The sequence below is a fragment of the Kushneria sinocarnis genome (assembly GCF_003633775.1).
In the GTDB taxonomy this organism is placed as follows: Bacteria; Pseudomonadota; Gammaproteobacteria; order Pseudomonadales; family Halomonadaceae; genus Kushneria; species Kushneria sinocarnis.
On record NZ_RBIN01000010.1, the window covers coordinates 69,942 to 83,742 of the forward strand.

General features: G+C 62.3%; 15 protein-coding genes. All 15 read right to left on the reverse strand.

The window, feature by feature from the left end; genetic code table 11:
• Positions 1–2: 2 nt before the first annotated feature.
• Entirely contained in the window at positions 3–194 is a 192-nt protein-coding gene (gene rpmC / locus C7446_RS15205; protein ID WP_121173970.1) for a 50S ribosomal protein L29, read from the reverse strand.
• A complete protein-coding gene (gene rplP, locus C7446_RS15210; protein WP_121173971.1) occupies positions 194–607 on the reverse strand; it encodes a 50S ribosomal protein L16 in 414 nt (137 codons plus the stop codon). Before rplP ends, rpmC begins: the two co-directional genes overlap by 1 nt.
• Positions 608–618: 11 nt before the next feature.
• On the reverse strand, positions 619–1,323 hold the full coding sequence (gene rpsC / locus C7446_RS15215; protein ID WP_121173972.1) for a 30S ribosomal protein S3: 705 nt from the start codon (positions 1,321–1,323) through the stop codon (positions 619–621).
• Positions 1,324–1,334: 11 nt separating this feature from the next.
• Positions 1,335–1,670, reverse strand: a complete 336-nt coding sequence (rplV, locus tag C7446_RS15220) for a 50S ribosomal protein L22 (protein ID WP_121173973.1) — start codon at positions 1,668–1,670, stop codon at positions 1,335–1,337.
• Between the two features lie 14 nt (positions 1,671–1,684).
• Complete coding sequence (gene rpsS, locus C7446_RS15225; protein ID WP_121173974.1) at positions 1,685–1,960, reverse strand: 30S ribosomal protein S19; 276 nt, start codon at positions 1,958–1,960, stop codon at positions 1,685–1,687.
• A 42-nt stretch (positions 1,961–2,002) separates the two neighbouring features.
• Positions 2,003–2,833 (reverse strand): 50S ribosomal protein L2, encoded by an 831-nt coding sequence (gene rplB, locus C7446_RS15230; RefSeq protein ID WP_121173975.1) that lies wholly within the window; start codon positions 2,831–2,833, stop codon positions 2,003–2,005.
• A gap of 16 nt (positions 2,834–2,849) precedes the next feature.
• Positions 2,850–3,146: a 50S ribosomal protein L23 gene (rplW, locus tag C7446_RS15235; RefSeq protein ID WP_121173976.1), complete on the reverse strand. Its 297-nt coding sequence runs from the start codon at positions 3,144–3,146 to the stop codon at positions 2,850–2,852.
• A complete protein-coding gene (gene rplD / locus C7446_RS15240) occupies positions 3,143–3,751 on the reverse strand; it encodes a 50S ribosomal protein L4 (RefSeq protein WP_121173977.1) in 609 nt (202 codons plus the stop codon). The genes rplW and rplD overlap by 4 nt, the downstream gene beginning before the upstream one ends.
• 11 nt (positions 3,752–3,762) lie before the next feature.
• Positions 3,763–4,401 (reverse strand): 50S ribosomal protein L3, encoded by a 639-nt coding sequence (rplC, locus tag C7446_RS15245; protein ID WP_121173978.1) that lies wholly within the window; start codon positions 4,399–4,401, stop codon positions 3,763–3,765.
• 137 nt (positions 4,402–4,538) lie between these two features.
• Positions 4,539–4,850 carry a 30S ribosomal protein S10 gene (gene rpsJ, locus C7446_RS15250; RefSeq protein WP_070977995.1) on the reverse strand — a complete coding sequence of 104 codons (312 nt, stop codon included), beginning with the start codon at positions 4,848–4,850 and terminating at the stop codon, positions 4,539–4,541.
• 171 nt (positions 4,851–5,021) lie between these two features.
• Positions 5,022–6,215 (reverse strand): elongation factor Tu, encoded by a 1,194-nt coding sequence (gene tuf / locus C7446_RS15255; RefSeq protein WP_121173979.1) that lies wholly within the window; start codon positions 6,213–6,215, stop codon positions 5,022–5,024.
• A 31-nt stretch (positions 6,216–6,246) separates the two neighbouring features.
• Positions 6,247–8,364 (reverse strand): elongation factor G, encoded by a 2,118-nt coding sequence (fusA, locus tag C7446_RS15260; RefSeq protein ID WP_121173980.1) that lies wholly within the window; start codon positions 8,362–8,364, stop codon positions 6,247–6,249.
• Positions 8,365–8,406: 42 nt separating this feature from the next.
• Positions 8,407–8,877 (reverse strand): 30S ribosomal protein S7, encoded by a 471-nt coding sequence (gene rpsG, locus C7446_RS15265; protein WP_121173981.1) that lies wholly within the window; start codon positions 8,875–8,877, stop codon positions 8,407–8,409.
• Between the two features lie 111 nt (positions 8,878–8,988).
• Positions 8,989–9,363 carry a 30S ribosomal protein S12 gene (gene rpsL, locus C7446_RS15270; protein WP_070977999.1) on the reverse strand — a complete coding sequence of 125 codons (375 nt, stop codon included), beginning with the start codon at positions 9,361–9,363 and terminating at the stop codon, positions 8,989–8,991.
• Between the two features lie 162 nt (positions 9,364–9,525).
• Entirely contained in the window at positions 9,526–13,740 is a 4,215-nt protein-coding gene (rpoC, locus tag C7446_RS15275; RefSeq protein ID WP_121173982.1) for a DNA-directed RNA polymerase subunit beta', read from the reverse strand.
• Between the last annotated feature and the right edge of the window lie 61 nt (positions 13,741–13,801).

A 13,801-nucleotide genomic window follows, 5' to 3' on the forward strand; every position in this document is an offset into this window, starting at 1 on the left:
GTTCAGTTACCTGATTGCTGGTTGAGCACAGTCTTGACGCGTGCGATATCACGACGCACCTGCCTGAGCAGATGGGTCTGGCTCAACTGGCCGGTCGCCTTCTGCATGCGCAGATTGAATTGCTCGCGCAGCAGTTCGAAAAGCTGCTCGTTGAGCGCTTCGGTCGACTTGTCACGAAGTTCCTGTGCTTTCATCACAACACCGTCCGTTTTACAAAGGTGGTGGCAATGGGCATCTTTTGCGCCGCCAGGCGGAAGGCCTCACGAGCCAGCTCTTCGGAAACGCCCTCGATTTCATAGAGGACCTTGCCCGGCTGGATCTGGGCGACCCAGTACTCGACGGAGCCCTTGCCCTTGCCCATACGGACTTCAAGCGGCTTTTCGGAGATCGGCTTGTCGGGAAATACCCGGATCCAGATCTTGCCGCCACGCTTCACATGGCGAGTGATGGCACGACGACCGGCCTCGATCTGACGAGCGGTAATCTGGCCCCGCCCGGTTGCCTTGAGGCCGAACTCGCCGAAGCTGACACTGCTGCCGCGATGCGCCAGGCCACGATTGCGGCCCTTCTGCTGCTTGCGGAATTTGGTACGCTTGGGCTGTAACATCGCCTATCCCCTTACCTGGAGCCTTTCTTCTTGGGTGCCGGCTGCTGCTGCTGAGACTGCTTCTGCCGAGCCCGGACTTCCTCGATACCACCGAGGATTTCACCCTTGAAGATCCATACCTTGACGCCGATGACACCGTAGGTGGTGTGCGCCTCATGAACCGAAAAGTCGATATCGGCACGCAGGGTATGCAGGGGAACCCGACCTTCGCGATACCATTCGGTACGAGCGATTTCGGCACCGCCGAGACGCCCGGAAAGCTGGATCCGGATGCCCTTGGCACCGAGGCGCATGGCATTCTGCACCGCACGCTTCATGGCACGGCGGAACATCACGCGGCGCTCGAGCTGGCCGGCGACATTCTGCGCCACCAGCGAGGCGTCAAGTTCGGGCTTGCGCACCTCTTCGATGTTGACGTGCACCGGCACGCCCATCATCTGCGTCAGATCACGACGCAGGCGATCCACGTCCTCGCCCTTCTTGCCGATCACGATCCCCGGACGAGCCGTGTGGATGGTGATGCGCGCATTGTTGGCAGGACGCTCGATCTGGATACGGCTGACGGAGGCGTTCTTCAGACGCTCCGACAGGAAACGCCGGACTTCCAGATCGTTGTTCAGCTTGTCGGCATAGGCATCGCCCTCGGCATACCACACCGAAGTGTGATCCTTGACGATACCGAGACGAATCCCGACTGGATTGACTTTCTGACCCATCTGGTCGACTCCTACTTCTCGGCTACCTTGACGGTGATATGGCAGGTGCGCTTCATGATGCGATCAGCGCGGCCCTTGGCGCGCGGCTGGATACGCTTGAGCGTCGTGCCCTCATCGACACAGATGGTCGAGACGCGGAGCTCGTCGATGTCCATGCCGTTGTTTTCTTCCGCGTTGGCGATTGCCGACTTCAGCACCTGGCGTACCACATGGGCCGCCTTCTTCGGGCTGAAGTTCAGCACATCAAGCGCCTCGGCTACCGACTTGCCCCGCACCTGATCGGCCACGAGACGGGCCTTCTGGGCGGACAGCCGAGCGCCGCGCAATTTTGCAGCTACTTCTTCCATTGCAGTCCTCTCCCTTACCGCCGGGCTTTCTTGTCAGCCGCGTGACCGCGGTAGGTACGGGTGGCAGCGAATTCGCCGAGCTTGTGACCGACCATCTCCTCGGAGACGTGAACCGGCACATGCTGACGACCGTTGTGCACGGCGATGGTGAGCCCGACCATGTTGGGCAGGATCATCGAACGCCGCGACCAGGTCTTGATCGGCCTGCGGTCGTTCTTCTCCGCAGCCGTCTCGACCTTTTTCAGCAGATGAAGGTCAATGAAGGGACCTTTCTTGAGTGAACGTGGCACAGCCGTTACCCCTTAAAACTGGTGTTTGCCTGGTGGCACCGATTACCTGGACTTGTTGCGACGACGCACGATCAGCTTGTCGGTACGCTTGTTCTTGCGCGTCTTGTGGCCCTTGGTCGGAATGCCCCACGGACTGACCGGGTGACGGCCGCCACTGGTACGACCTTCACCACCGCCATGCGGGTGGTCGACCGGGTTCATGGCCACACCGCGCACGGTCGGACGTACGCCCTTCCAGCGCTTGGCACCGGCCTTGCCGAGCTGCGCCAGACTGTGCTCGGAGTTGCCGACTTCGCCCAGGGTGGCACGACATTCGGCGAGGATCCGCCGCATCTCGCCGCTGCGCAGGCGCACGGTGGCGTAATTGCCTTCACGGGCCACCAGCTGGGCACTGGCACCGGCACTGCGCACCAGCTGACCGCCCTTGCCGGGCTTGAGCTCGACGCAGTGGATGGTCGAACCCAGCGGAATATTGCGCAGCGGCAGGGCATTGCCGCGCCGGATCGGCGCATTGACGCCCGACTCCAGCCGATCGCCCGTCTTCACACCGCGCGGTGCCAGGATGTAACGGCGCTCACCGTCCACATACTTGAGCAGGGCGATGTGTGCACTGCGATTGGGATCGTATTCCACGCGCTCGACAATGGCCGGAACACCGTCCTTGTTGCGCTTGAAATCCACCAGCCGGTAGTGCTGGCGATTGCCGCCGCCGATGTGGCGAGTGGTAATGCGCCCGTGGTTGTTGCGACCGCCGCTGCGCGACTGGACTTCGACCAGCGGTGCGTGCGGACGACCCTTGTAGAGTTCCGCATTGACGATCTTGACCTTGTGGCGACGACCGGCGGACGTGGGTTTGGTTTTGACTACTGCCATGATCCGTTCTCCTGCCTCACTCGGTGCCGGTGAAGTCTTCGAGGGTCTCGCCCGGCGCCAGGGTCACATAGGCCTTGCGGTAGCCGCTGCGCAGGCCTTCGCCGCGCACGCTGCGCTTGGTCTTGCCCTTCATGTTGAGCACCTGGACCCGTTCGACCTTCTTGTCGAACAGTGCCTCGACCGCCTTTTTGATTTCCGGTTTGCTCGCATCACGCGCCACCTTGAACACGTACTGATTGTTCTCGGCAGCCATGGCGGCCTTCTCGGTCATGTGGGGCCCGAGCAGCACCTTGAATACGCGTTCCTGGTTCATCCCAGCTTCTCCTCGAACTTGCGCAGTGCAGGCACGGTCATCAGCACCCTGTCAAAGGCGATCAGACTGACCGGATCGGCACTGGAGGCCTCGACCACGGCCACGTTGGGAATGTTGCGCGCCGCCAGGTAGAGGTTGTCGTCGACCTCGTCAGTCACGATCAGCACCCGGTCCAGACCCAGCTCGGTCAGCTTGCCGACCAGCTGCCGGGTCTTCGGCGTGTCGACAGCAAAGCTGTCCATGGCCACCAGGCGGTCCTGACGCACGAGCTCGGAGAGAATGGAACGCATCGCCGCGCGATACATCTTGCGGTTGACCTTCTGCGAATGGTCCTGGGGACGCGCTGCGAAGGTCACACCGCCGGTCCGCCAGATCGGCGAACGGATCGAGCCGGCACGCGCACGGCCGGTACCCTTCTGCCGCCACGGCTTCTTGCCGCCACCGCTGACTTCACTGCGGTTCTTCTGCGCCCGGGTACCCTGCCGGGCACCGGCCATGTAGGCAGTGACCACCTGGTGCACGAGGGGCTCGTTGAACTCCCGGCCGAATGTCGCATCGGACAGCTCGACGGCACCGGCATCTGCGCCTGCAAGATTGAAATTCATCCTTTTACCCCTCAGCGAGCTTTCACGGCACTGCGAACGATCAGTTCACTGCCGGTATGACCGGGCACCGAGCCCTTGACCAGCAGCAGATTGCGTTCGGCATCAACACGCACGATTTCCAGTCCCTGAACGGTGACGCGCTCGTTACCGAGCTGGCCGGCCATCTTCTTGCCCTTGAACACGCGTCCGGGCGTCTGGCACTGACCGATCGAGCCGGGAGCACGATGCGACAGGGAGTTACCGTGGGTATTGTCCTGGGTGCGGAAGTTCCAGCGCTTGACAGCGCCCTGGTAACCCTTGCCCTTGGACTTGCCGATGACGTCGATGCGCTGACCGGCTTCGAAGAGGGATACGTTGAATTCGCTGCCGACCGAGGGATCCTCGTCGGCGTCGGCGAGACGGAATTCCGTCATCGACCGACCGGCCTCGACACCTGCCTGAGCGAACTGGCCGGCGACGGCGCGGGTGAGATGCTTGGACTTGCGGGAACCGGTTGTCACCTGAACCGCGCGATAGCCGTCACGCTCCAGCGTTCTGACAGCGGTAACGCGGTTGGGCTCAACCTCGATAACGGTTACGGGCACTGAGGCCCCGGCTTCGGTGAAGATACGGGTCATGCCGCTCTTCCTGCCGACCAAACCGATGGACATGTTAAGTCTCCTTTAGTGTACGGGGCTATCACCCGCTATGGCTGCCCTTTCCAGAGCATTCCACTAGCACATTGTGTGACGCCATCCCGGCGTGGCGACCGGCCCTCTCGACCTGCCGCGAAGTGACTAGTGTGGTTTCAATCGACCTTGATCTGAACGTCGACGCCGGCGGCCAGATCGAGCTTCATCAATGCATCGACCGTCTTCTCGGTCGGCTCAACGATATCCAGCACACGCTTGTGAGTGCGGATCTCATACTGATCACGCGCGTCCTTGTTGACGTGCGGCGAAATCAGGATGGTATAACGCTCCCGATTGGTCGGCAGCGGAATCGGACCACGCACCTGCGCGCCGGTCCGCTTCGCGGTATCCACGATTTCCTGTGCGGACTGGTCGATCAGGCGATGGTCGAATGCCTTCAACCGGATGCGGATCTTCTGGTTCTGCATTGCCCATAGCTCCAACGGATTCGGACTACCTCGGCGCCGATGGGCGCAGTGACCGCCTACGCACGCCTGAAAAGGAGGCGCATTATAAGCAGTCCCCAACGAGGTGTCAAACTGGCACAAGACAGGGGGCCTCCATGTGGAGACCCCCTGAGATATCGAATGGCTCGACGCTTACTGGATGATCCTGGCGACCACGCCGGCGCCGACGGTACGACCGCCTTCCCGGATGGCAAAGCGCAGGCCGTCTTCCATGGCGATCGGAGCGATCAGGGTCACGGTCAGCTTGACGTTGTCACCGGGCATGACCATTTCCACGCCTTCGGGCAGCTCGCAGGTACCGGTCACGTCGGTGGTCCGGAAGTAGAACTGCGGACGATAGCCCTTGAAGAACGGCGTATGACGGCCGCCCTCATCCTTGGACAGGATGTAGACCTCGGACTCGAACACGGTATGCGGCGTGATGGAACCCGGTTTGGCCAGCACCTGACCACGCTCGACCTCGTCGCGCTTGGTACCGCGCAGCAGGGCACCGATGTTCTCGCCGGCACGACCTTCGTCGAGCATCTTGCGGAACATTTCGACGCCGGTAACGGTCGTCTTGACGGTGTCATGCAGACCGACGATCTCGACTTCCGAACCGGACTTGATGATGCCGCGCTCGACACGGCCGGTTACCACGGTACCGCGACCGGAGATCGAGAAGACGTCCTCGATCGGCATCAGGAACGGCTGATCGATGGCACGCTCCGGCTCGGGGATGTACTCATCCATGGCACGAACCAGGTTGGCCACGGCGGTGGTACCCATGCCGTTGTCGTCCTTGCCTTCCAGCGCCATCAGCGCGGAACCGACAATGATCGGCGTGTCGTCACCCGGGAAGTCGTACTCGTTGAGCAGCTCGCGCACTTCCATTTCGACCAGCTCGAGCAGCTCTTCGTCGTCGACCATGTCGGCCTTGTTCAGGAACACGACGATGAACGGCACACCGACCTGACGCGACAGCAGGATGTGCTCGCGAGTCTGCGGCATCGGGCCGTCAGCAGCCGAACAGACCAGGATGGCACCGTCCATCTGCGCGGCACCGGTGATCATGTTCTTGACATAGTCAGCGTGACCGGGGCAGTCGACGTGCGCGTAGTGACGAACCTCGGACTGATACTCGACGTGAGCGGTAGCGATGGTGATACCACGCTCACGCTCTTCCGGTGCATTGTCGATGGTGTCGAACTGGCGCCATTCACCGCCGAACACCTCGGCGGAAACGCGGGTCAGGGCTGCCGTCAGGGTCGTCTTGCCGTGGTCGACGTGACCGATGGTGCCGACGTTGACGTGCGTCTTGGAGCGTTCAAATTTTTCCTTGGCCACTGCTATAACCTCTTCACTTGACTATCGGTGATCAGTTTTGGTTGATGACGGCTTCGACGATGCTGGACGGTGCCTCATCGTACTTCGCAAACTCCATGGAGTAGCTTGCGCGGCCCTGGGTCTGAGAACGCAGATCGGTCGCGTAACCGAACATCTCACCCAGCGGCACGATGGCGCGGATGACCTTGCCTGCGGAAGTATCATCCATGCCCTGCACAAGACCACGCCGACGGTTGAGGTCGCCCATGACGTCGCCCATGAACTCCTCGGGCGTCACCACTTCCACACTCATCATCGGCTCGAGCAGCACGGCTCCGGCCTTGCGTGCGCCTTCCTTGATTGCCATCGACGAGGCAACCTTGAAGGCATTCTCGTTGGAGTCGACGTCGTGATAGGAACCGTCGAACAGCGTGACCTTGACGTCAATCATCGGATAACCGGCGATGACACCGTTCTGCAGCTGTTCGTACGCACCCTTTTCGACGGCCGGCACATACTCCTTGGGTACCACGCCGCCCACGATTTCGGAAGAAAAGGTGAAGGTCTTCTCGGGATCGTCACCGCGATCCTCTTCCGTCATCGGCTCGATGCGCAGGTAGACGTGACCGAACTGGCCGCGACCGCCCGACTGCCGGACGAACTTGCCTTCCTGCTCGACCGAGTGCCGGATGGTTTCACGATAGGCCACCTGCGGCTTGCCAATGTTGGCTTCCACCTTGAACTCGCGACGCAGGCGGTCGACGATGATATCCAGGTGCAGCTCGCCCATGCCGGAGATGATGGTCTGCCCGGTCTCCTCGTCGGTCTTGACCCGGAATGAGGGATCCTCCTGGGCCAGCTTGCCCAGTGCGGTGCCCATCTTCTCCTGATCGGCGCGCGACTTGGGCTCGACGGAAACGGAAATCACCGGCTCCGGGAACTCCATGCGCTCGAGCACGATCTTGGCGTTGGGATCGCACAGGGTATCGCCGGTGGAGACCTCCTTGAGGCCGACACAGGCAGCGATGTCGCCGGCGTAGACCTGCTTGATCTCCTGGCGACTGTTGGAGTGCATCTGCACGATACGGCCGACGCGCTCCTTCTGGTCCTTGACCGTGTTGTACACCTGGTCACCGGAGTTCAGCACACCGGAGTAGACCCGGATGAAGGTCAGGGTGCCGACATAGGGATCGGTAGCGATCTTGAAGGCCAGCGACGAGAACGGCGCACTGTCATCGGCCTCGCGCACCTCGATGGTGCCCTCGGCATCATCGAGCTCACCCTCGATCGCCTTGACTTCGGTCGGCGACGGCAGGTATTCGATGACGGCGTCGAGCATCGCCTGCACGCCCTTGTTCTTGAAGGCGCTGCCGCAGGTCACCAGCACGACCTCGTTGTCGAGCGTACGACGACGCAGGCCGGCCTTGATCTCCTCGATGGACAGGTCCCCTTCCTCGAGGTACTTCTCCATCAGTTCTTCGGAGGCTTCGGCCGCGGACTCGAGCATGAACTCGCGCCACTCCTGGGCGGTTTCCCGCAGCTCTTCCGGAATGTCGACCAGATCATAGGTCATGCCCATGTCGGTCTCGTTCCAGAGAATGCCCTTCATCTGCAGCAGATCGATGACGCCCTTGAAGCCGTCCTCGGCGCCCCAGTTGATCTGGATCGGCACGGGATTGGCCGACAGACGCTTGCGCATCTGCTCGATCACCATGAAGTAGTCGGCGCCGGCACGGTCCATCTTGTTGACGAACACCATGCGCGGCACTTCATAGCGGTTGGCCTGACGCCAGACGGTCTCGGTCTGCGGCTGCACACCGGAGCTGGCGCAGAGCACCACGATCGCCCCGTCAAGCACGCGCAGCGAACGTTCCACCTCGATGGTGAAGTCGACGTGCCCGGGGGTGTCGATGATATTGATGCGGTGCTCGTCGAACTGCTGGTTCATGCCGCGCCAGAAGCAGGTGGTTGCCGCGGAGGTAATGGTGATCCCCCGCTCCTGCTCCTGCGACATCCAGTCCATGACGGCAGCACCTTCGTGCACCTCACCGATCTTGTGCGAAAGACCGGTGTAAAAGAGCACGCGTTCGGTCGTCGTCGTCTTGCCGGCGTCGACGTGGGCGCAGATACCGATATTGCGGTAGCGCTTGAGAGGAGTCTTGCGTGCCACGATACGTATCCTGTTGGTTGAAAACGCCCTTCGGCGTTTCGCTTAGAAGCGGTAGTGAGAGAAGGCCTTGTTGGCTTCTGCCATGCGATGGACGTCTTCACGCTTCTTCACGGCAGCACCCTTGCCATCCGCTGCATCCAGGATTTCCCCGGCCAGACGCTGCACCATGGTCTTCTCGCCACGGTTGCGGGCGGCATCGACCATCCAGCGCATCGCCAGCGCCTGACGGCGAGAGGGACGCACCTCGACAGGTACCTGGTAGGTAGCCCCGCCAACACGACGTGATTTGACTTCGACCATCGGCTGGATGGCTTCCAGCGCCTTGTCAAAGATGTCCAGCGGCTCTTCATTGGAGCGATCCGAAACGCGATCGAGCGCGTTGTAGACGATACGCTCGGCCACGGATTTCTTGCCGCTGACCATCAGATGGTTCATGAACTTGGCCAGACGCTCGCTGCCGAACTTGGGATCCGGCAGGATTTCGCGTTTCGCCGCAATACGCCTTCTAGGCATGATAAGCCCTCACGGGGAAGGGTCCTTCAGGTAAACCCGGGATTCGAACGCCCGCGAGAGCGTGCCCCGACCTTACTCTTATCAGACCGTGAATTGATGATGGCGAAGTCTTCAGGACTTCGGCTTCTTGGTACCGTACTTCGAACGCGCCTGACGACGGTTCTGCACCCCGGACGTATCCAGCGCACCGCGGACGGTGTGATAGCGCACACCCGGCAGGTCCTTGACGCGGCCGCCGCGGATCAGCACCACGGAGTGCTCCTGCAGGTTGTGGCCCTCGCCGCCGATATACGAGGAAACCTCGTAACCATTGGTCAGGCGGACACGACAGACCTTACGCAGTGCCGAGTTCGGCTTCTTCGGGGTCGTGGTATAGACACGGGTGCAGACACCGCGCCGCTGCGGGCATGCCTCGAGCGCGGGAACGTCGCTCTTGGGATGCCGGCGCTTGCGAGGCTTGCGCACCAGCTGGTTGATCGTTGCCATAAACGGGCTCGCTCCAATGATGATTGACTTCAACAGCGGGTGAAGGCGCACCACCCCCTACTGTTAAAGGCTGCGAATTCTAAGTCGTTGGCGTTCTCCCCGTCAAGCCTGCGCCCCGCGGCAGCCGTGAGGCGCAGGCCATTCAACGGAGTGAAAGGCGCTCTACTGGTCGTCGTCGGCATCCAGCGCGGTGAGATGCTCACCCAGCTGCTGCTCGACATCCCAGGCCGACGGATGCTGCGTGCGCTCGGTATCCTCCCGCTTGCGCCGACGCTCGGCATGATGCGCCAGACCGGTACCGGCCGGAATCAGCCGGCCCACCACGACGTTCTCCTTGAGACCGCGGAGATAGTCGCGCTTGCCGGTCACGGCCGCTTCGGTCAGTACGCGGGTGGTCTCTTGGAAGGAGGCCGCCGAGATGAACGACTCGGTCGCCAGCGACGCCTTGGTGATCCCCAGCAGCACGCGCTCGAAGCGGGCCGGGAACTTGTCCTGCTCGGCCAGTCGCTCGTTCTCCTCGAGCACGCGGACCAGCTCGGCCTGCTCGCCAGGGATGAAGGAGCTGTCGCCGACCTCGCTGATCTCGACCTTGCGCAGCATCTGACGCACGATCACCTCGATGTGCTTGTCGTTGATGCCCACGCCCTGCAGCCGGTAGACGTCCTGGATCTCGGCGACAATGTACTTCGCCAGTTCGGAGACGCCCAGCAGACGCAGGATGTCGTGCGGATTGCTCGGTCCTTCCGAGATGACCTCGCCGCGCTCGACCGTTTCGCCCTCGAACACCCCGATCTGACGCCACTTCGGAATCAGCATCTCGATCGGCTCGCCATCGGCCGGATTGATCGCCAGGCGGCGCTTGCCCTTGGTCTCCCTGCCGAAGGTCACCGTGCCGCTCTTCTCGGCCAGAATGGCCGGTTCCTTGGGCTTGCGCGCCTCGAACAGATCGGCCACACGGGGCAGACCACCGGTGATGTCCTTGTTGCCGGACGCCTCCACCGGAATGCGTGCCACGGTTTCACCGACGCCGACACCGGCACCGTTATCGACCGAGACAATGGCGTTGCCCGGCAGCATGTACTGTACCGGCGTATTCGATCCCGGCAGCGAGATGTGCTCGCCGTGCTCGTCCTGCAGCATGATCATCGGACGCTTGTCGCGACCGGAGCTGGGACGGTTGCCGGACTCGATCACCTCGATCGAGGAGAGGCCGGTCATCTCGTCAACGCTGCGGTTGATGGTGACGCCCTCTTCCATGTCGGTGAACTGCACCCGGCCATCGACCTCGGACACGATCGGATGGGTGTGCGGATCCCAGCGTGCCACGATCTGGCCGGCATCGACATCATCGCCGTCCTTGACCGACAGCTCGGCACCATAGGGCAGCTTGTAATACTCGCGTTCCCGGCCGTGCTCGTCGGCCACGGCCAGCGCACTGGAACGCGACACGACCACCAGCTGACCGTCGTTGCGCTCGACGTGCTTCATGTTGTGCAGCCGCACGCGACCACCGTGCTTGACCTGCACGCTGTCGACCGCCGAGGCCCGCGATGCGGCACCACCGATATGGAAGGTGCGCATGGTGAGCTGGGTACCCGGTTCACCGATCGACTGGGCGGCAATGACGCCCACGGACTCGCCGACATTGACCTGGTGACCGCGCGCCAGATCGCGCCCATAGCAGCACGAGCAGACGCCGTGGGCGGTCTCGCAGGTAATGGTACTGCGCACCACGATCTCGTCGACACCCATGGTGTCGAGCCGGGCACACCAGGCTTCGTCGAGCAGGGTGTTGCGCGGAATCAGCACTTCCTGACTCTCGGGATCGACCACGTCACGAGCCACCACGCGACCCAGCACCCGCTCGGCCAGCGAGACGATGATATCGCCCCCCTCGATCACCGGATGCAGTGTCAGGCCTTCCTCGGTATCGCAGTCGGGCTCGGTTACCACCAGATCCTGGGCAACATCCACCAGCCGGCGGGTCAGGTAACCGGAGTTGGCCGTCTTCAGTGCCGTATCCGCCAGACCCTTGCGCGCGCCGTGCGTGGAGATGAAGTACTGCAGGACGTTGAGACCTTCACGGAAGTTGGCCGTGATCGGCGTCTCGATGATCGAGCCATCCGGCTTGGCCATCAGGCCACGCATGCCGGCGAGCTGACGAATCTGCGCGGCGCTGCCACGAGCACCGGAATCCGCCATGATGAAGACGCTGTTGAACGACTCCTGCTCGACCTCGTTGCCTTCCTGGTCGGTCACGGTTTCCTGCGAGATACCGGTCATCATCTCGCGGGCCACCCGGTCATTGGCCTTGGCCCAGATATCGATGACCTTGTTGTACTTCTCGCCGGCCGTGACCAGACCCGAGGAGAACTGATCCTCGATCTCCTTCACCTCTTCCTCGGCCGCATCGATGATCGATGCCTTCGAGTCCGGGATGACGAAGTCGTTGACCCCGATCGAGGCGCCCGACCAGGTCGCCAGCCGGAAGCCGGTATACATCAGCTGGTCGGCGAAGATCACCGTCTCCTTGAGCCCGACATGACGGTAGGCCGAGTTGATCAGCTGCGAGATCGCCTTCTTCTTCATCGGCCGATCGACCAGCTCGAAGGCCATGCCGCGCGGTACGATGCGATAGAGCAGCGCACGCCCGACCGTGGTTTCCTTGAGCGCGGTCTGCTCGGTCAGGGTGTCCTGCACCTCATCATGCAGCCACTCGGTCAGGCGCACCCGAATCCGGGCGTGCAGATCGACGCTCTGGGTACCGTAGGCACGCTCGACCTCTTCAAGATCGGCAAAGGTCATGCCCGAGCCCTTCGCATTGACCCGTTCGCGGGTCATGTAATAGAGCCCCAGCACCACGTCCTGCGACGGCACGATGATGGGCTCGCCGTTGGCCGGCGACAGCACGTTGTTGGTCGACATCATCATCGCCCGCGACTCGAGCTGCGATTCCAGCGTCAGCGGGACGTGAACGGCCATCTGGTCGCCGTCGAAGTCGGCATTGTAGGCGGCGCAGACCAGCGGATGGAGCTGGATCGCCTTGCCCTCGATCAGCAGCGGCTCGAACGCCTGAATGCCCAGCCGGTGCAGGGTCGGTGCCCGGTTGAGCAGCACCGGATGCTCGCGGATCACCTCGGCGAGGATATCCCAGACCTCGGGCACCTCGCGCTCGACCATCTTCTTGGCGGCCTTGATGGTGGAGGCCTGGCCGTTGGCCTGCAGCTTCGAGTAGATGAACGGCTTGAACAGCTCCAGCGCCATCTTCTTGGGCAGACCGCACTGATGCAGGCGCAGGGTCGGCCCCACGGTGATCACCGAACGACCGGAGTAGTCGACGCGCTTGCCCAGCAGGTTCTGGCGGAAACGCCCCTGCTTGCCCTTGATCATGTCGGCCAGCGACTTCAGCGGACGCTTGTTGGAACCGGTAATGGCCCGGCCGCGACGACCGTTGTCGAGCAGCGCATCCACCGACTCCTGCAGCATGCGCTTCTCGTTGCGCACGATGATGTCCGGTGCCGACAGGTCGAGCAGCCGCTTGAGACGGTTGTTGCGGTTGATCACGCGACGATAGAGATCGTTGAGATCGGAGGTCGCGAAACGCCCGCCATCCAGCGGTACCAGCGGACGCAGGTCCGGCGGCAGCACCGGCAGCACTTCCATGATCATCCAGCCCGGATGGTTGCCCGAGCGGTTGAAGGCTTCCAGCAGCTTGAGCCGCTTGGAGAGCTTCTTGACCTTGGTGTCGGAGTTGGTCTGCGGGATCTCCTCGCGCAGCCGCTCGATCTCCTCGCCCAGATCGATGTCGGCCAGCAGTGCCTGCACGGCCTCGGCCCCCATGCGGGCATCGAAGTCGTCACCGAACTCCTCCAGCGCCTCGAAGTACTGCTCGTCGTTGAGCAGCTGACCGCGCTCGAGGGTGGTCATGCCCGGATCGATCACCACGAACGACTCGAAGTAGAGCACCCGCTCGATATCGCGCAGGGTCATGTCCAGCAGCATGCCGATGCGCGACGGCAGCGACTTCAGAAACCAGATGTGCGCCACCGGACTGGCCAGCTCGATGTGGCCCATGCGCTCGCGACGTACCGCCGCCTTGGTGACCTCGACGCCGCACTTCTCGCAGATGATGCCGCGATGCTTCATGCGCTTGTACTTGCCGCAGAGGCACTCGTAGTCCTTCACCGGACCGAAGATCTTGGCGCAGAACAGCCCGTCGCGCTCCGGCTTGAAGGTCCGGTAGTTGATGGTCTCGGGCTTCTTGACCTCGCCATAGGACCACGAGCGAATCATGTCCGGCGAGGCGAGCGAAATCCGGATCGCATCGAACTCATCGGACTGGGCCTGAGATTTGAGAACTTTGACCAAATCTTTCATGAAATCGGCTCCGTTGCGGAGTTGTCATGAGCGGGCCCACCCGTGCGGGCCCGCGGACTGT